Origin of the sequence: Kitasatospora sp. NPDC094016 (genome assembly GCF_040304045.1) — a bacterium.
Lineage (GTDB): Bacteria > Actinomycetota > Actinomycetes > Streptomycetales > Streptomycetaceae > Kitasatospora.
The window spans coordinates 266,542-284,117 of the sequence record NZ_JBEOUK010000004.1 but is presented as its reverse complement, the minus strand read 5'-3'; the positions used below and the strand labels follow the sequence as shown (position 1 = coordinate 284,117).

The window sequence follows — 17,576 nt, the reverse complement described above, 5'->3', positions numbered from 1 at the left end:
CAGGACGCAGCGGTGGGCACGATCACGGGAGATGGGGCTGAGATATGTCAGCTCAGTTGCGGCAAGCTCGAAAGGAGCGGGGCTGGTCGCAGGACCGGCTAGTTCACGAGATGGAGCGGTACGCCCGGCAGCGCCTCCTCGGCATCGCCTCGACAGCGAGTCTGCGCGTCTACGTCTCGGAGTGGGAGAACAGCCGCCGGCCGATCGGCCCCCTGTATGCATCGATACTTCGCGCACTGCTCGGGCTCACCGACCGAGAACTCCTCGGCAGCGACACAACAGGCAACCAACCACTGGCGGTAGCTGGTTATGACGAACTAGTCGTCCGCATCGACGCTGCCCACAGCCTCAGCCGTGGCACGGTGGACATCTTCATGGCCCAGACCGAGCTCCTGCGCACGGTGGACCGCCAGATGGGGGCTGCTGCCCTGGTGGACCAGATGCAGGCACACCTGAAAGCCCTGGAAGAATCACTGACCTTCGCCGTACTGCCCACGACCAGGGAACCGATCGCCCGTGCACTCGCCGGGGCTGCCACGCTGGCGGCGTGGCAGGCGCTCGACATCGGCGCCACTGAACGGGCATGGCGCCACTACGAACTGGGCAAGCGGGCCGCCACCGAGTCGAGGGAACCCATGTACGTGGCGCACGCCATGGCCGAGCAGGCATACGTGCTGTCGGCTGCCGGGAAGAACGACCTCGCCGTACAGCTCGTTCAGGAGGCCCACCGCATCGTCGGCACCAAGGCCTCCCCTCGGCTGGACGCATGGTTGCATGCCGCCGAAGCCGAACTCCTCGCCCAGGCAGGCCAGACAGAAGCCTGCCGACGGTCCCTGGACCTGGCAGCGGCCGCTCTCCCCGCCGGAGCTTCGGACCGCGACCCCGACATGTCGAGCATCTTCCTCAACGACAGCCACCTGGCCCGGTGGCGAGGCAATGTGCTCGCCCGCCTTGGGGACGACGCTGCGATGAGCGACCTGTACGACGCTCTCGCCACCATGGATGCCACCTTTACCAGGGCAACCGCCGGTCTGCACTGCGATCTCGCCCAGGCTCATCTCGCCCGAGAGGAACAGAGCGAGGCCGTTGGCCACTTACGACAGGCGCGGCTGCTGGCCAATCGCACGGGATCAGCGCGCCAACGCAGCCGAATCAACCAACTGGTCGAGAAGTTCGGAGAGTCGCGATAGGGGAGTCACGACAGGGACCACGGGCTCTCCGGGTGTCACTGCTTACGGGAAGCCAGGATGTGCAAGAGCGCCACCAGGGTTCCGGAACCCATGAGTTTCCCCTCCGCCATCAGCGCCGGGATCTCGGACATCGGCAGCCAAGCGACGCGGCCGGCCTCCTCGCCGGCTTCCGGCTCGCCCACAAGGGTCGCTCCATGACCAACGAACACCTCATGCGGCGAGTCGACCATGCCGACCATCGGCTGGAAGGTGACCACGTGGTCGAGCTGATCCGGTCGCCAGCCGGTCTCCTCCTCGACCTCGCGCAGAGCGGCTCCCAGGCCGTCCTCTCCGGGATCGACAATGCCGCCGGGAAGCTCCCAGCCCCAGGACTGTGGCACGAAGCGGTATCGCCAGAGCATCAACACGCGTTCGTCGGCATCTAGTACCGCGGCTATGGCCACGCGCTTCAATCGCACCATGTGATGCTCGAAGCGCGCTACCCCAGGAGGCTCGACGTCCACGAGGGCCAGCTGTACCCAAGGGTTGTCATAAACCAAGCGGTCGCCGTAAATCTTCCACGGTTCCAGCCCGTCGGCCTGAGTGCTCATCAGCAATCACATCCTGGGAAGTTGTCAGTGGGCCTAGTTGACCACACCCACCGAACGGAGGACGCATGTTCGGGTCCTCGTCCTTCCAGGTGCAACTGATCTCCCCGACTGCTGAACGCCACGTTCGCAGCACTCATACCGCATCCGGCCGAACGCCCGCGAGGCCCTCACCCGGGGTGGGCGAGGGCCTTCGTGGGGTGGGTCAGGGGTGCTCGTCGCGCTCCTCGGGGCGGGGCATCTTGAGGGTCGCGAGGACGCCGAGGGCCACGGTGGCGATCGCGAGGACGAGGAGGGCCAGGAGGACCGCGCCGATGAAGAGCCTCACTGGCGCCACCCCTCGTCGTCATCGTCCAGGTCGCGGAGCAGGTGGAGGAGGTTGAGCAGAGTACTGACCGGCGCATTCCCGAAGTCGATCAGGATGCGGCCGTCGAGGGTCGTTTCGCCGGGGGAGGCGGATCCCCAGAGGAGCCCGTGCGGCAGGCCGCGCCTGTGCAACTCGCCCAGGAGGTCCATGATGTGGGGCTTGGTGTAGTCGCGCATCCGGGAGTCCTCCGGAACGACGGGATCGCGGGTCACGCGAGGGAGTCCAGCTCCAGCTCGTACCAGATGGTTTTGCCACGCTTCTGCGGGTCGACGCCCCAGCGGCGGGTGAGCCCGGCGACGAGCTGGAGGCCCCGGCCGGACTCGGCGAAATCGGCGGGGGTTCGCTGCCGGGGGAGGGCGTCGCTCTCGTCGGAGACGGTGACCCGGAGGGTGCGGCCGAGGACGGAGAACCAGACGACGGGCGCGGGGGTGTCGCCGTGCCGCCAGGCGTTGACGATGAGCTCGCAGAGGGCGAGTTCGGCGTTGAAGATGGCGTCGGCGTCCCAGCCGCTGCGGGTCATGGCGTCCCGCAGGGCCTGCCGGGAGAGGGTGAGCGAGGGGGTGTTACGGGTGCACACGGGAACCTCCGTGAGGCTGTGGCGTGGGGAGAGGTGATGACGGTCGTCGCCGTGAGCCAGGCCGGGGCGGCGGCTGTTCTGCGGCGCGCGGGCAGCAGGCGCCTACTGCCGTGGACGCAGGAATTACTGACGATTCGTCGGGTCGAGCTGGAGACGACGATAGCGCGGGGCGCCACAGATTTGTGGCGAAGCAGAGGAAGTTCCCTCTAACGTGGCAGTCCCTCTCCGGCAGACTGGTCCCACGACTTGCAGGGAGGACTCCATGGCGCTTCGAACGAACCCGACCCTCCGTCAGCTACGCCTGGGTGCTGAGCTGCGCCGGATGCGGGAGCAGGCAGGCCTCGGCGGGAGTCAACTCGCCCGCGCGTTGGGCATCAACCCTGCCCATGTGACACAGATGGAGAGCGGCAGGACCGGCGTCAGCGTCGAACGCCTGCGCACGATTGCGGCATTGTGCATGTGCGTCAACGAGCCTCTGATCGATGCGTTGGCAGCGATCATCACGGATCGCGACAAGGGCGGCTGGTGGGAGGAGTACCGCGGGACCCTCTCGAGCGACTTCCTTGAGGTCGCCGAGATCGAAGGCCATACAAGCGGGCTCTCGACCTACACGATGGCCTTCATCCCCGGGCTGCTCCAGACAAGTGGATACACGTCTGCCGTCTTCGAACGAGCCTTGACACCTCTCCCGCGCCACGAGGTCGACCTGAGAACCGCGTTCCGCATCCGACGACGAGAGCTGCTTCAATCCGGCGCGACACCGTACTCCGCCTACATCCATGAGGCTGCCTTGCGGATGCAGTTCAGCGGACCGCAGATCCAAGCCGAACAGCTCTGCAGCCTCATCGAAGACTCCGGGCGCCCAAAGGTCTCGATCCGAGTCGTGCTGTTCGATGTAGACACGCTTCCGCTCAACTACGAAAACTTCACGTATGTCGAAGGCCCGGTTCGGGAGCTCGACACCGTGCAGGTGGACTCCGCCGTCGGCAACGTGCTCTTCGATGCGCCCGCTCACATCGCCAGGTTTCGCGCCATGCTCGCCCGGCTCGGTTCAGCGGCTCTGTCCGAAGGCGACTCCCGAGAGTTCATTCGATCCATCAAGAAGGATATGGAAAGTAAGCATGTCTAACTCTGCCTGGCAGAAGTCCAGTTACTCCGGCTCCAACTCCGACTGTGTCGAGGTGCGGACCGCCGACGGGGTGATCGAACTCCGGGAGTCCGACGAGGGCGAGGCGATCGTCCGAACCACCCGCCTCGAATTCGCCGCCTTCCTCCAGGGCGCCAAGGCCGGCGAGTTCGACCACCTCACCACCACCCCCTGAACGAATCGTTCCGGCGGCCTCTTGCTGGGAGCAAGAGGCCGCCGGTAGAGGAGATGCGGCTAAGTTAAAGAGTCGGGGTTCACGAAGATCAGTGTCGACCGGCTCCCTCCTGCCGTACCGGGTGCACGTGCTGCCGACACCCTGCTTGTCTGCGCCTACCGTCAGCCCTGATGACCCCGGGAGAAGTCGGCATCAGGGCCTGCTGGCCCTTCCGCCGCCACCTGAGCAAGACGGTCCCCGGGCTCAGACCTCCCGGACGCCCGCGCGCCAGACCGCGGCCGTCAGCGGCACGCCCGGGCGGTACGCCAGGTGGACGTGCGACGGGGCGTCCAGCAGCAGCAGGTCCGCCCGCGAGCCGACCGCCACCGACCCCACGTCCGTGCGCCGCAGCGCGTGGGCGCCGCCGGCCGTGGCCGCCCACACCGCCTCGTCCGGGGTCATGCCCATCTCCCGGACCGCGACCGCGATGCAGAACGCCATCGAACTGGTGAAGCTGGAACCCGGGTTGCAGTCGGTGGAGAGTGCCACCACGGCCCCCGCGTCGAGCAGCCGCCGCCCGCTCGGGTACTCGGCGCGGGTGGAGAACTCCGCACCCGGCAGCAGCGTCGCGACCGTCGCCGACCCCGCCAGCGCCGCCACGTCCTCGTCCGTCAGGTGGGTGCAGTGGTCCGCCGAGGCGGCCCCCAGCTCCACCGCGAGCTGCACGCCGGGCCCGTACGTGAGCTGGTTGGCGTGCACTCGCGGCGTGAGGCCCTTCTCGATCCCCGCCGTCAGAACAGCCCGCGCCTGGTCGCCGTCGAAGGCGCCCTGCTCGCAGAACACGTCCACCCAGCGGGCGTGCGGGGCGCAGGCGTCCAGCATCTCGCCGGTGACCAGGTCGACGTACCCGGCCGGGTCGTCGGCGTACTCGGGCGCGACCACGTGCGCGCCCAGGTACGTCGTCTCCGGGGTGTGCCGCGCGGCGATCCGCAGCGCCCGCGCCTCGTCCTCGACCGTCAGCCCGTAGCCGGACTTGCACTCGATCGTGGTGGTGCCCTGCCGCAGCGCCTCCCGGACGAACCCGGCCAGGTTGGCCTCCAGTTCGGCGTCGCTCGCCGCCCGGGTGGCCGCCACCGTCGTACGGATGCCGCCCGCCGAATACGCCTGCCCGGACATCCGGGCGTTGAACTCGGCCGTACGGTCGCCCGCGAACACCAGGTGGGCGTGCGAGTCGACGAAGCCGGGCAGCAGCGCCCGCCCCTCGGCGTCGAAGCGCTCGTCCGCTGCCGGGGCCTGGGCTGCCGGGCCGACCCAGGCAACCGTTCCGCCGTCGATCACCACGGCCGCGTCGGCGAGCAGGCCGAGCGGCCCGGTGCCGTGCCCGGTGTCGTTGGTGACCAGGCTGCCGATGCCGGTGATCAGGGTGGTCGGGGTGCTCAAGACAAAGCCTTCCGAAGGGGGTTGGAGGAACGTCTCAGTGGCGAACGGCTCAGTGGCGAACGGCTCAGTGGTCCAGCACGCCGATCGAGTCCCGCAGCGCGCCCGGCACGTCCGCGACGAGCTGGTGCACGCCGTCCCGGACGATCTGCCGGCCGCCGACCACCACGTGCCGCACGTCGGCCGCCGAGGCCGCGAAGACGGCGGTCTCGGCGCCGAGCCGGGGCGGCGGGCCCGCGGTGCGCACCGAGTCCAGGGCGATCACGGTGAAGTCGGCGAGCGCGCCGGCCTCGATCCGCCCCGCCTCCGGCCAGCCGAGCGAGGCGTGCCCGTCCTCGGTGCCGGCCCGCAGCAGGAGGTTGGCCGTCCAGTGCCCGCGGGTGCGGGTGCGCAGCCGCTCGTTCAGCTCCAGGGCGCGGGCCTCCTCGAACGGGTCGATGACGGCGTGGCTGTCGCTGCCCAGGGTGACCGGGCAGCCCGCCGAGGCGAGCCGGCGGGCCGGGCCGATGCCGTCCGCGAGGTCCCGCTCGGTGGTGGGGCACATGCAGATGGTGGTGGAGGTGTCGGTGAGGAGCCGGACGTCCTCGTCGGTGAGGTGGGTGGCGTGCACGGCCGAGGTGCGCGGGCCGAGCACGCCGTGGTCGGCGAGCAGCCGGGTCGGGGTGACGCCGTGCGCGGCGAGGCAGGCGTCGTTCTCGGCGGTCTGCTCGGACAGGTGGACGTGCAGCGGAGCCTCGCGCACCGCCGCCCACTGGGCGACGGTGCCCAGCTGCTCGGCCGGGACGGCCCGCACCGAGTGGACGGCGGCGCCGATCCGGGCGTGCTCGCGGGGTTTGAGCGCGTCCGCCCGCACCGCCCAGGCCTCGGCGTCGCCGTCGCTGAACCGCTGCTGCGGCCTGGTCGGCTCGGCGCCGAAGCCGGCGGACAGGTAGCAGGTGTCGAGCAGGGTGATCCGGATGCCGGCCCGGGCGGCGGCCTCGATCAGCGCCTCGCCCATCGCGTTGGGGTCGTCGTAGCGGGCGCCGCCGGGGGCGTGGTGCAGGTAGTGGAACTCGCCGACGGCGGTCACCCCGGCCAGCGCCATCTCGGCGTAGACGGCGGTGGCGAGCGCCAGGTAGCGGTCCGGGTCGAGCGCCCCGGCGAACCGGTACATGGTGTCGCGCCAGGTCCAGAAGGTGCCGGAGCCGACCTGGACGTGCCCGCGCAGCGCCCGGTGGAAGGCGTGCGAGTGGGCGTTCGCCTGGCCGGGCAGCAGCAGCCCGTCGAGGCGGACGGCCCCGGGCGGGCAGGGCCCGCTGTCCGGGGTCACCGCGGTGATCCGGCCGCCGGGGCCGACGGTGATCAGCACGTCCGGCTCGACCACCGGCCCGTTGTCGTACGGCAGCCAGGCGTACCGCGCCCAGTACGCCACCGGCTCGGTCCCCGAGGTCAATGGGCTCAGCGACACGCCAGGTCCTCCAGTACGTCGGCGAGGGCGGCGACCCCGGCCAGGCAGTCGGCCTCCTCGGCGTGCTCGGCCGGGGAGTGCGAGACCCCGGTGGGGTTGCGCACGAACAGCATGGCGGTCGGGACGGCCGACGCCAGGATCCCGGCGTCGTGTCCGGCGCCGGTGGGCAGCACCGGGGCGTCCAGCAGCTTGGCGAGCCGGTCGCGCAGCGGGCCGTCGAAGTCCACCACCGGGGTGTAGGACTCGCGGGTCAGCTCGACCCGGACGCCGTCGCGCCCGCCGCGCTCGGCGGCGGCCTGCTCGATCTCCTCGACCAGCGCGGTGAGCGTCGCCTCGTCGGCGGCCCGGGAGTCCAGCCAGCCGCGCACCAGCGAGGCGATCGCGTTGGTGCCGTTGGGCTCGACCGCGACCTTGCCGAAGGTGGCCAGCGCGCCCGCCTGCCGGGCCTTCTTGCGGGCCGCGAGCACGGTGTTGGCGTACGTCAGCATCGGGTCGCGGCGGTCCTCGATCCGGGTGGTGCCGGCGTGGTTGGCCTCGCCGTGGAAGTCGAACCGCCAGCGGCCGTGCGGCCAGATCGCGCTGGCCACGCCGACCGGCCGGTCCTCGGCGAGGAGGCGGCCCTGCTCGACGTGGAGTTCGACGAAGGCACCGATCCGGGCCAGCCGGTCGTCATCCGCGCCGATCGCGCCCGGGTCGTAGCCGGCCCGCTCCATCGCGTCGGGCAGCCGGACGCCGTCGGCGTCGCGCAGCTCGTACGCGGCCTCGCGGGAGAGCACGCCGGCGGACAGCCGGGAGCCGATGCAGGCCACGCCGAACCGGGCGCCCTCCTCGTCGCCGAAGTTGGTGATCGCCAGTGGGCGGGTGAACTCGGCCCCGCGGCCGCGCAGTTCGTCCAGGGCCGCGAAGGAGGAGACCACGCCGAGCGGGCCGTCGAAGGCGCCGCCGTCCGGGACGGAGTCCAGGTGCGAGCCGGTGACGACCGCCCCGCCCGCGTTCGGATCGCCCAGCCAGGCCCACTGGTTGCCGTTGCGGTCCAGCTCGTAGGCGAGGCCGCGGTCACGGGCCTGCTGCTCGAACCAGGCCCGGCACTCGGCGTCGGCGGAGTTCCAGGCGAAGCGGCGGTAGCCGCCGGAGGCGGCGGAGCGGCCCACGGGGAGCAGCTCCGCCCACATCTCTTCGAACGAGGACGTCACAGCTCACCCATCGGGACGCGGACCCCGCGCTCGGCGGCGACCTCGCCGGCCCGGTCGTAGCCGGCGTCCACGTGCCGGATCACGCCCATGCCCGGGTCGTTGGTGAGCACCCGGCGGATCTTCTCGCCGGCCAGCGCGGTGCCGTCGGCGACGGTGACCTGGCCGGCGTGGATCGAGCGGCCGATGCCGACGCCGCCGCCGTGGTGGATGGAGACCCAGGACGCGCCGGAGGCCACGTTGACCATGGCGTTGAGCAGCGGCCAGTCGGCGATCGCGTCCGAGCCGTCCAGCATCGCCTCGGTCTCCCGGTACGGGGAGGCGACCGAGCCGCAGTCGAGGTGGTCGCGGCCGATCACGATCGGCGCGGACAGCTCGCCGGAGGCGACCATGTCGTTGAAGCGCTCGCCGGCCTTGTCGCGCTCGCCGTAGCCGAGCCAGCAGATCCGCGCGGGCAGGCCCTGGAAGTGCACCTTCTCCTGGGCCATCTTGATCCAGCGGTGCAGCGACTCGTTCTCCGGGAAGAGGTCGAGGACGGCCTTGTCGGTCTTGTGGATGTCCTGCGGGTCACCGGACAGCGCCGCCCAGCGGAACGGTCCCTTGCCCTCGCAGAACAGCGGCCGGATGTACGCGGGGACGAACCCGGGGAAGGCGAACGCGCGGTCGTAACCGGCCAGTTGGGCCTCGCCGCGGATCGAGTTGCCGTAGTCGAAGACCTCGGCGCCCGCGTCCTGGAAGCCGACCATCGCCTCGACGTGCCGGGCCATCGACTCGCGGGCCCGCTGGGTGAACTCGGCGGGCTTGGCCGCCGCGTAGTCCGCCATGTCGTCGAAGGCGACGCCCACCGGCAGGTAGGCGAGCGGGTCGTGGGCGCTGGTCTGGTCGGTGACGATGTCGATCGGCGCGTCCATCGCGAGCAGCTGCGGGACCAGCTCGGCGGCGTTGCCCAGCACGCCGATGGACAGCGGCTGCCGCTTGTCGCGGGCGGCGGTGGCCAGCTCCAGCGCGTGCCCGAGGTCCTTGGCCTCGACGTCCAGGTAGCGGTGCTCGATCCGGCGGGCGATCCGGGACGGGTCGCAGTCGATGCAGATCGCCACGCCGCCGTTCATGGTGACGGCCAGCGGCTGGGCGCCGCCCATGCCGCCGAGGCCGGCGGTGAGGGTGATGGTGCCTTCCAGCGTTCCGTTGAACCGCTTGTTGGCGACGGCGGCGAAGGTCTCGTAGGTGCCTTGCAGGATGCCCTGGGTGCCGATGTAGATCCACGAGCCGGCGGTCATCTGCCCGTACATGGTGAGCCCGAGGCTCTCCAGCCGGCGGAACTCCTCCCAGTTGGCCCAGTCGCCGACCAGGTTGGAGTTGGCGATCAGCACCCGCGGCGCCCACTCGTGGGTCTGCATGACGCCGACCGGCCGCCCGGACTGGACCAGCATGGTCTCGTCCTGCTTCAGCCCCTCCAGCGTCCGCACCATGGCGTCGAACGAACGCCAGTCCCGCGCCGCCTTGCCGGTGCCGCCGTAGACGACCAGCTTCGACGGGTGCTCGGCCACCTCGGGGTCGAGGTTGTTCATCAGCATCCGCAGGGCCGCCTCCTGCTGCCACCCCTGCGTCGTGAGCCCCGTCCCCCGCGCCGCCCTGACCTCACGCGGCCCGCTCGCCTGCTGCTGCACCATGTCCCGGCCTCCATGCGGATGGATTCATTCAGATTCAGCTCGGCTGAATATATCCAAACAACCAGCTCCCGACCAGACCCCGGACCCATCCGATCAGCCCCGCCGCCGACCGGCTCGGCGCGCTAGCCTGAACCCGGCGAACACCAGCCACTCGGCCCAGCGACGAGAACGGAGAACACGATGACTGCGATCACCGTGCGGCCCGGCAAACTGCGGGATGTGGCGGAGGAGATCGAGCGGAGCACCGGCCTCCGCGTCCAGATCATCGGAGGAACCCTGGTGATGTCCCCCACTCCTCGCGGCAAGCACGCGGGGACGGTCAAGCGCCTGTCCCGCCAACTCGACGGCAACCTCCCGGCCGGTCTCGGCGCCTACGAGGTCTCCTCGATCAACATGCCCGACGACGCCGAGGACTACGCGACACCCGACCTGGTCGTCCTGCCGTCCGACTGGGAGGACGACGACGACTGGCTGGCCGACCCGCACGACGTCGAGCTCGCCGTAGAGGTCATCTCCACCTCCGAGCGGGTCAGCCACATCGCGACCAAAACGAGCTGGTACGCCGTCGCGGGCGTGCCGGTCCTCCTCGCGGTCGACCCCCGCAAGGGTGTCTGGACGCTTCGCACCCACCCCCGCGACGGCGAGTACCAGGGCGTGCTGCACGGCAAGTACGGCGAGCCCGTCCCGCTGCCCGCGCCGCTGCCCGCCGAACTGGACACCTCCGCACTGCCGCTGTACGCACCCCGCGCCTGAGTCACGCCGCGGCGTCGCCGTCCCAGTCGATGCCGATCTCGGCGAGCCAGCGGCGGTCGGCGGCGTCGGGGGTGGGCGGGGTCGGCGGGCGGGGGATGTTCTGGACCGGGCCGAGGCCGTACTTCTCGGCGGCCGCGGCGGCTGCGCGGGCGTCGGGTTCGATGACGCCGACGTGCACGGCGGACTCGTCTCCCGGGTCGAGGACGGTCAGTTCGGGATCGGGCAGGCGCCGCAGGGTGACGCGGCGTCCGCAGGTGGGGCAGGACCATTCGTCGACACCCGAGGCCAGGCGGGCGACGAACTTCATCTCGTGGATCACGCGCATGGGCGGCACCCCCTGCTGTAGGGGATGCCCGGGTTCGTGACGGCTACTCCCCGCCGTGTCTACTCCAAAAACAGGCCACGTGCCGCGGCGGACTGCTCGATGGCCTCCAACCTGGCTTCCGCGCCCGGGAGTTCGTCGCACATGCGCTGCAACAGCACCCGGCCGAGCATCATCGGCGCGCACGCGGTGTCGAAGACCAGCCCGGTGCCGACGGCGGCCGGCAGCATCAGGTCGGAGAGCTTGGCGACCGGCGCGAAGGCGCTGTCGGCGACGGTCAGCACCGTCAGCCCGCACTCGCGGGCCACCACCAGCGCGTCCATCAGCTCCCGCGGGTAGCGCGGCAGCGCGAAGCAGAGCAGCGCGGTGGCCCCGGCCGCGGCGGCCTGTTCCAGCCGGTCGGCGAGCATGCTGCCGCCCTCGTCGAGGAGGCGGATGTCCGGGTGCACCTTGGCGGCGAAGTAGGCGAAGCCGCGCGCCTGCGCGGAGGCGGCCCGCAGGCCGAGCACCGGCAGCGGGCGGGAGGCGGCGAGCAGCCGGGCGGCACGGGTGATCGGCTCGGGGTCGGCGAGGAGTTCGGCGAGGTGGCGCAGGTGGGCGATCTCGGCGAGCACGGCCTGCTGGTGCTCGTTGCGCACCGCGTCGTCGGGGGTCTCCGGCGCGGCGGGCTCGCCCGCGCCGAGTTCGCGCAGCTGTTTGCGCAGTGCCGGGTAGCCGTCGTAGCCGAGGGCGACCGCGAAGCGGGTGACGGAGGGTTGGCTGACGCCGGCGAGTTCGGCGACCTCGACGCTGGAGAGGAACGGCGCCTCGGTGGCGTGCCGGACCAGCGAGTGCGCGATCCGCCGCTGGGTCGGGGTCAGTCGGTGGCCTTCGAACAGCTGGAGCAGCCGGGCGGAGGGGCCGACCGTGCCGGCCTCGTCGGTGGCGGTCATCAGCGGTACCTCCGGATGCGAGCGATTCGGACGACGACTGTGCAGCAGTGCGTCGCGCCTGGCAAAGACGTCTCGTACGGCGGGACGCCGGGCGAGACGGCCCGAGCGGGTGGGAGCTCGGGGTAACCCTGAATTCTCCCTGAACCCGCCCGGATTCCCCCACCGACGGATGGACCGCGCCCCCGGCGCGGGCCCAGGCTGTTTCCATGGACACTCGCCAGGACGACCTGCGGCGCGACCTCGACGCCGCCCTGCATGCTCGCAAGGACCTCGGCAAGGAGTACGAGCCGGAGCTGGTCGACTCGTTCCTGAGCCGTCTGGACGCCCGGCTGGACGCCCGGGTCGAGCGCCGGGTGGCCGAGCGGATGGACGACTACGAGCCCGCGCACCGGCGCCGGCCGCACCACCAGGGGCCGGGGCCCGGCCGCTCCGGCAACCGGCTGGCGGTGATCTCGCTGGCCCTCGGCATCCCGCTCACCGCGATCGCGGCCAGCCCGCAGGGCGGCGGCTTCTACGGCCTGCTGGTCAGTTGGGCGGGCATCGTCGGCGTCAACTTCGCCGCCGCGTTCGGCAACCGCCGGGACCGGGACGAGCCGCGGTCCCGGTCCCGGTCCCGGGACGACTGGGACTGAGCCCCGCCGCCCGCACCGGCCGCCCCACCGCCCGCACCGGGCCCGACGGACCGTCACACCGATCGCACCGATCGCACCGATCGCACCGTGTCAGCCCGGCTCACACCGGCTCAGGCCAGCGGCCCGGTGACCCGCTCCACGGCCCGCACCAGCTCCCCTGAGGCGACCAGCGCGGCCGCCGCCTCCAGGTCCGGCGACAGGAAGCGGTCGCGGCCGGCGCCGCCGACCCCCGCTTCCCGGGCGGCGGCCATGGCGGCCGTGGTGGCCGGGGCCGTCCGGCCCGCGCCGTCGGCCTGCCGGCGGATCTCCAGGGCGCGGGCGGCGGCGGTGAGTTCGACGGCGAGGATCCGGCCGAGGTTGTCGACGGACTGGCGCAGCTTGCGGGCGGCGGACCAGCCCATCGACACGTGGTCCTCCTGCATCGCGGAGGACGGGATCGAGTCGACCGAGGCCGGGACGGCGAGCCGCTTGTTCTCGCTGACCAGCGCCGCCTGGGTGTACTGGGCGATCATCAGGCCGGAGTCCACACCGGGGTCGTCGGCCAGGAAGGCCGGCAGGCCGTGCGAGCGGGCCTTGTCGAGCAGCCGGTCGGTGCGGCGCTCGGAGATGGAGCCGAGGTCGGCGGCGGCGATGGCGAGGAAGTCCAGCACGTACGCGACCGGGGCGCCGTGGAAGTTGCCGTTGGACTCCACCCGGCCGTCCGGCAGCACCACCGGGTTGTCGACCGAGGCGGCCAGCTCGCGGGAGGCGACCAGCTGGGCGTGGGCGAGGGTGTCCCGGCCGGCGCCGGCCACCTGCGGGGCGCAGCGGATCGAGTAGGCGTCCTGGACCCGCGGCGCGTCGTCCTGGTGGTGGCCGGTGAGGCCGGAGTCCTTGAGGACGGCCAGCATGTTGGCGGCGCTCAGCGCCTGGCCCGGGTGGGGGCGGATCGGGGCGTGCAGTTCGGGGGCGAGCACCTTGTCGGTGCCGAGCAGCGCCTCCAGGGTCATCGCGGCGGTGATGTCGGCGGTGGTGTACAGCCGCTGCAGGTCGGCGATGGCCATCACCAGCATGCCGAGCATGCCGTCGGTGCCGTTGATGAGGGCCAGGCCCTCCTTCTCCAGCAGTTCGACGGGCTCGATGCCGGCGGCGGCGAGCAGTTCGGCGGCGGGCTTCTCCACGCCGTCCGGGCCGGTGGCCACGCCCTCGCCCATCAGGACCAGCGCGCAGTGCGACAGCGGCGCGAGGTCGCCGGAGCAGCCGAGCGAGCCGAACTCCCGGACCACCGGGGTGATGCCCGCGTTGAGCAGGGCGGCCATGGTCTGCGCGACCAGCGGGCGTACGCCGGTCCGGCCGGAGGCCAGCGTCTTCATCCGCAGGAAGACGAGTGCCCGGACGACCTCGCGCTCGACGGCCGGTCCCATCCCGGCCGCGTGCGAGCGCACCAGCGACCGCTGGAGCTGCGCCCGCAGTTCGGGGCTGATGTGCCGGACGGCGAGCGCGCCGAATCCGGTCGACACGCCGTAGACGGGGCGCGGTTCGGCCGCGAGGGCGTCGATCCGTGCCCGCGCCGTCGCCATCTCGGCGAGCGCGTCGGGGCCTATCTCGACCCGGGCGTTCCCCCGGGCGACGGCCAGCACGTCCTCGGCGCTGACGTCGGCCTTGCCGACCTGGACCAGCGGAGCGTCGGGGGCCACAGCACTGTGCATATCCATATACACCATCACATCAGGTGAATGAAGATATGACAACAGGTGGTCGCCATCCGAAACGGCCACGATGGCACACCCGGACCGGCCAGCAGGATTTTCACCCGGGCCGACCCGTGCCGCACGCTGGTGGCCACGGACACGCACGGAGGTGGCAGGGCGATGACGCGGGCGACGGCACGGCGCCGGGTGGTGCGGCTGCGGGGGGACGAGCGCGGGGTGCGGCCGGACTCGCTGGCGGCGGAGGAACCGCTGGAGATCCGGCTCGGCGGCGAGCCGCTGACCGTCACCATGCGCACCCCCGGGCAGGACTTCGACCTGGTGGCCGGGTTCCTGGTCGGCGAGGGGCTGGTGCACACCTCCGAGGAGCTCGCGGCCCTGCGGTACTGCGCCGGGACGGACGAGTCCGGCGCCAACACCTACAACGTCGTCGACGCCACCCTGCGCGGCGCCGCCCGCGCGCTGCCGCTGTCCGCGCACCGCAACCTGCTCACCACCAGCGCCTGCGGCCTGTGCGGCCGGGACACGGTGGACGCCGTCCGCACCCACGTCCGCCACCCGGTGGGCGAGGACCCGCTCACCGTCCCGCCGTCCCTGCTGTACGGCCTGCCGGAGCGGCTGCGGGCCGCCCAGCGCACCTTCGAGTCCACCGGCGGCCTGCACGCGGCCGGCCTGTTCGACGCCGCCACCGGCGAACTGCTCTGCGCCCGCGAGGACGTCGGGCGGCACAACGCCGTGGACAAGGTGGTCGGCTGGGCGCTGCGCGAGGGCAGGCTGCCGCTGACCGGGCACGTCCTGCTGGTCAGCGGCCGGGCCTCGTTCGAGCTGACCCAGAAGGCCGCGCTGGCGGGTGTCCCGCTGCTGGCGGCCGTCTCGGCGCCGTCCTCGCTCGCGGTGGACCTCGCCGAGGAGCTGGGCCTGACCCTGGTCGGCTTCCTGCGCGGGGAGGGCGCGAACGTCTACACCCGGCCGGACCGGATCGCCTCGCCCTCCCCCGCCACGCCCTCGACGCCGGCGCCCTCCCCCGCCACGCCGGTCACCCCCTGAGCTCGGCCTCGATCAGGTCCGCCGCGCGGGCGGTGCCGCCCTCGGCCCGGCCGGCGGCGGCCAGCGCCTTCAGCCGCTCGGCCACCGCCGAGTCGCCGACCAGCTCCAGCAGCGCGCCGCGCAGCGCCTCCGGAGTGGCCCGCGCGGTGTCCAGGCGGCGGGCGACGCCGAGCCCCACCAGCGCGTCCGCGTTGGCGAACTGGTCGACGGCCTGCGGCACCGCGATCATCGGCACGCCGTGGTACAGCCCCTCGCTGGAGCCGCCCATGCCCGCGTGGGTGACGAAGGCGTCCGCCTGCGCGAGCACCGACAGCTGCGGCACCCACCGGTGCACCTCGACGGTGTCCGGCACCTCGCCCAGGTCGGCCAGGTCGGTGTGCGCGCCGACCTGGAGCACCGTGTGCCAGCCGGGCAGGCCGCCGAAGGCCTGGACGCAGGCCCGGTAGAACGCGGGCTGGTGGGTGAAGGCCGAGCCGAGCGAGACCAGCAGCACCTTCTCCGCGTGCGTCGGCCGGTGCCACTCGCCCTGGTGGGCGCGGTCGCCGAAGCACGGCCCGACGAAGGTGACGCGCCGCTCGTCGACCCGGTCCGCGTTGGGCTGCAGGGCGCGCGGGATCAGGGCGACGGACCGCGCCGGGCGGCCCTTGAAGGCGTCCACGTCGCGCTCCAGCGTCCCGGCCTCGGCCAGCCAGTCGGCGAACCGCCGGTAGTGCTCGGCGCCGCCGGGCCCGTTGCGGATCGCCTCGAACACCTCCGCCATGTCCTGCTCGAAGCCCTCCCAGCCGACGTAGGTGGGCGACAGCTGTATCACCGGCACGCCCAACCGCTCGCCGAGCGCCCGCCCGGCGAAGCCCGCGATGTCGCAGAGCACCAGGTCGGGGCGGTCGTCCGCGAAGGCCTCCAGCAGGACGGGGTACATCGCGAGGGCGTCGTCCAGGAACAGTTCCTGGAGCGCCACCGGGTCCTCCTCCCAGGCGTCCAGGCCGCCGGCGAGCGGCAGCCTCGTCGGGTACGGGACGAAGCGGGCGCCGGTCGACTCGACGGCCCCGGCGAAGGAGGCGTCGTTGACGTAGCTGACCCGGTGGCCCCGGGCGACCAGTTCGGCGATCACGGCGAGGCTGGGGTTGACGTGCCCGTGGGCCGGGATCGAGACCATCAGGATGTGGGCGGGGTGCGCGGAGCGGGTCATGGGGGCCTCCAGGATTCAGAGTGAGACGAGACGATCCGTCTCGCTGGCGCCACCCCAGCATGATCGGGGTCCGACACCACGTCAAGACGATACGGTCCGTCTCGCCACTTCGCTTAGAATTTCCGCCATGGCCCACAGAACCGCCCCCGACCCGGCCCGCCGCAGCGAACGCTCCCGCGCCGCCGTCCTCACCGCCGCCGCCGAACTCGTCGCCGAGGTCGGCTTCGGCAAGCTGACCATCGAGGCGATCGCCGCCCGGGCCGGCGTCGGCAAGCAGACCATCTACCGCTGGTGGCCCTCCAAGGGCGCCGTCGTCTTCGACGCCTTCCTCGCCGCCAACGAGCACGAGGGCAGCCTCGCCCTCCCCGACACCGGCGACCTCGCCGCCGACCTGCGGGCCGTCCTGCGCCCCGCCGCCGACGAGCTCACCGACCCCGCCCTCGACCGCACCTACCGCGCCCTCACCGCCGAACTGCTCAACGACCCGGCCCTGTACGCCGACTACCGCACCCGCCTGCTGGACCCGCTCCTCGACGTCACCCGCGAGCGCCTGCGCAGCGCCCGCGAGGCCGGCCGGCTCGCCCCCGACGCGGACCTCGACCTCGCCCTCGAACTCCTCTACGGCCCGCTCCACTACCGCTGGCTCTACCGCCTCGGCCCGCTCGACCACGCCCACGCCGACCGCCTGGTCGAGGCGGTCCTGCGCGCCCTCGGACAGGCCTGACCGCACCGGCCGCTTCGGATCCTCACACCACCGGGGGCGAGGCCGCGCCCGCCAGGGCGACGGCCACCAGGGCGCGCATGGCGAAGGCGGCCTGACCGAACGGCAGGGTCGCGTCGTCGGCGAAGAGTTCGACGAGCCAGCCGCCGGCCGGGTTCTGGCCACCGGCGGCGACCATGCCGCGGTAGCCGGAGACGACCAGCATGGCCTCCTCGGCCGGGTCGTTGCCGGCCGCGCCGGCGCGCAGGGCGAAGGCGCCGCCGCGGACGGCGCGGCGGGTCATCGGGTAGTGCCGCAGGTCGAAGACGGCGTCCGGGGCCTCGATCTGGGCCCGCTGGGTCTCGGCGCGGGTGCTGCTGGGGCCGCTGGTCATCCGGTAGACGGCGTGCTGGGCGGTGCGCATGAGGTGGGAGCCGGGCGGGACGTAGGAGACCCACCAGCCGACGGCGTCGAGCAACCGGGCGGAGGCCTCGGCGACGACGACGAGCTTGCCGAGGGTGTCGGCGGGGTGGACGGCCCGGGCGGC

At 72.3% G+C, this 17,576-nt stretch carries 19 protein-coding genes; 7 read left to right on the top strand and 12 right to left on the bottom strand.

Annotated features, from left to right (window positions below; genetic code table 11):
* Positions 1 to 110: 110 nt before the first annotated feature.
* Positions 111 to 1,190, top strand: coding sequence for an NsdA family TPR-like regulatory protein (locus ABT015_RS06500; protein ID WP_350877355.1), 1,080 nt, complete (start codon positions 111 to 113; stop codon positions 1,188 to 1,190).
* 35 nt (positions 1,191 to 1,225) lie between these two features.
* Here the strand turns inward: ABT015_RS06500 and ABT015_RS06495 are convergent, their stop codons facing one another.
* From ABT015_RS06495 to ABT015_RS06480, 4 genes are all read right to left on the bottom strand, one after another.
* Entirely contained in the window at positions 1,226 to 1,780 is a 555-nt protein-coding gene (locus ABT015_RS06495) for an NUDIX hydrolase (RefSeq protein WP_502897267.1), read from the bottom strand.
* Positions 1,781 to 1,982: 202 nt separating this feature from the next.
* Entirely contained in the window at positions 1,983 to 2,105 is a 123-nt protein-coding gene (locus ABT015_RS06490; RefSeq protein ID WP_350877353.1) for a hypothetical protein, read from the bottom strand.
* A complete protein-coding gene (locus ABT015_RS06485) occupies positions 2,102 to 2,320 on the bottom strand; it encodes a hypothetical protein (protein ID WP_350877351.1) in 219 nt (72 codons plus the stop codon). Before ABT015_RS06485 ends, ABT015_RS06490 begins: the two co-directional genes overlap by 4 nt.
* Before the next feature lie 32 nt (positions 2,321 to 2,352).
* Complete coding sequence (locus ABT015_RS06480; protein ID WP_350877349.1) at positions 2,353 to 2,721, bottom strand: ATP-binding protein; 369 nt, start codon at positions 2,719 to 2,721, stop codon at positions 2,353 to 2,355.
* Between the two features lie 262 nt (positions 2,722 to 2,983).
* Here ABT015_RS06480 and ABT015_RS06475 point away from each other — a divergent pair, with 262 nt between their 5' ends.
* Both ABT015_RS06475 and ABT015_RS06470 read left to right on the top strand, forming a co-directional pair.
* Positions 2,984 to 3,850 carry a helix-turn-helix domain-containing protein gene (locus ABT015_RS06475; protein WP_350877347.1) on the top strand — a complete coding sequence of 289 codons (867 nt, stop codon included), beginning with the start codon at positions 2,984 to 2,986 and terminating at the stop codon, positions 3,848 to 3,850.
* Positions 3,843 to 4,043, top strand: coding sequence for a DUF397 domain-containing protein (locus tag ABT015_RS06470; protein ID WP_350877345.1), 201 nt, complete (start codon positions 3,843 to 3,845; stop codon positions 4,041 to 4,043). The genes ABT015_RS06475 and ABT015_RS06470 overlap by 8 nt, the downstream gene beginning before the upstream one ends.
* Before the next feature lie 243 nt (positions 4,044 to 4,286).
* On the opposite strand, the gene hutI is transcribed toward ABT015_RS06470, so the two are convergent.
* The 4 genes from hutI to hutU form a co-directional block, all read right to left on the bottom strand.
* Complete coding sequence (gene hutI / locus ABT015_RS06465) at positions 4,287 to 5,462, bottom strand: imidazolonepropionase (protein WP_350877343.1); 1,176 nt, start codon at positions 5,460 to 5,462, stop codon at positions 4,287 to 4,289.
* Positions 5,463 to 5,526: 64 nt separating this feature from the next.
* Positions 5,527 to 6,906 carry a formimidoylglutamate deiminase gene (locus tag ABT015_RS06460; RefSeq protein WP_502897266.1) on the bottom strand — a complete coding sequence of 460 codons (1,380 nt, stop codon included), beginning with the start codon at positions 6,904 to 6,906 and terminating at the stop codon, positions 5,527 to 5,529.
* The gene (locus ABT015_RS06455) at positions 6,897 to 8,078 is read right to left on the bottom strand and encodes an allantoate amidohydrolase (RefSeq protein ID WP_350877412.1); all 1,182 of its coding nucleotides are present in this window, start codon (positions 8,076 to 8,078) and stop codon (positions 6,897 to 6,899) included. Before ABT015_RS06455 ends, ABT015_RS06460 begins: the two co-directional genes overlap by 10 nt.
* Before the next feature lie 17 nt (positions 8,079 to 8,095).
* Positions 8,096 to 9,766 carry a urocanate hydratase gene (gene hutU, locus ABT015_RS06450; RefSeq protein WP_350877341.1) on the bottom strand — a complete coding sequence of 557 codons (1,671 nt, stop codon included), beginning with the start codon at positions 9,764 to 9,766 and terminating at the stop codon, positions 8,096 to 8,098.
* Between the two features lie 180 nt (positions 9,767 to 9,946).
* Here hutU and ABT015_RS06445 point away from each other — a divergent pair, with 180 nt between their 5' ends.
* A complete protein-coding gene (locus ABT015_RS06445) occupies positions 9,947 to 10,519 on the top strand; it encodes a Uma2 family endonuclease (RefSeq protein WP_350877339.1) in 573 nt (190 codons plus the stop codon).
* 1 nt (position 10,520) lies between these two features.
* Here the strand turns inward: ABT015_RS06445 and ABT015_RS06440 are convergent, their stop codons facing one another.
* Together ABT015_RS06440 and ABT015_RS06435 are read right to left on the bottom strand one after the other, a co-directional pair.
* Positions 10,521 to 10,844, bottom strand: coding sequence for a hypothetical protein (locus ABT015_RS06440; protein WP_063349091.1), 324 nt, complete (start codon positions 10,842 to 10,844; stop codon positions 10,521 to 10,523).
* A gap of 59 nt (positions 10,845 to 10,903) precedes the next feature.
* On the bottom strand, positions 10,904 to 11,773 hold the full coding sequence (locus ABT015_RS06435) for a MurR/RpiR family transcriptional regulator (RefSeq protein WP_350877337.1): 870 nt from the start codon (positions 11,771 to 11,773) through the stop codon (positions 10,904 to 10,906).
* 206 nt (positions 11,774 to 11,979) lie between these two features.
* Here ABT015_RS06435 and ABT015_RS06430 point away from each other — a divergent pair, with 206 nt between their 5' ends.
* A complete protein-coding gene (locus ABT015_RS06430; RefSeq protein ID WP_350877335.1) occupies positions 11,980 to 12,405 on the top strand; it encodes a hypothetical protein in 426 nt (141 codons plus the stop codon).
* Positions 12,406 to 12,515: 110 nt separating this feature from the next.
* On the opposite strand, the gene hutH is transcribed toward ABT015_RS06430, so the two are convergent.
* Entirely contained in the window at positions 12,516 to 14,099 is a 1,584-nt protein-coding gene (hutH, locus tag ABT015_RS06425; protein ID WP_350877333.1) for a histidine ammonia-lyase, read from the bottom strand.
* A gap of 156 nt (positions 14,100 to 14,255) precedes the next feature.
* Here hutH and fdhD point away from each other — a divergent pair, with 156 nt between their 5' ends.
* Complete coding sequence (fdhD, locus tag ABT015_RS06420) at positions 14,256 to 15,140, top strand: formate dehydrogenase accessory sulfurtransferase FdhD (RefSeq protein ID WP_350877331.1); 885 nt, start codon at positions 14,256 to 14,258, stop codon at positions 15,138 to 15,140.
* Here the strand turns inward: fdhD and ABT015_RS06415 are convergent.
* Positions 15,130 to 16,329, bottom strand: coding sequence for a macrolide family glycosyltransferase (locus ABT015_RS06415; protein ID WP_350877327.1), 1,200 nt, complete (start codon positions 16,327 to 16,329; stop codon positions 15,130 to 15,132). The genes fdhD and ABT015_RS06415 overlap by 11 nt on opposite strands.
* A gap of 127 nt (positions 16,330 to 16,456) precedes the next feature.
* Here ABT015_RS06415 and ABT015_RS06410 point away from each other — a divergent pair, with 127 nt between their 5' ends.
* On the top strand, positions 16,457 to 17,053 hold the full coding sequence (locus tag ABT015_RS06410) for a TetR/AcrR family transcriptional regulator (protein WP_350877325.1): 597 nt from the start codon (positions 16,457 to 16,459) through the stop codon (positions 17,051 to 17,053).
* Positions 17,054 to 17,576: the final 523 nt, after the last annotated feature.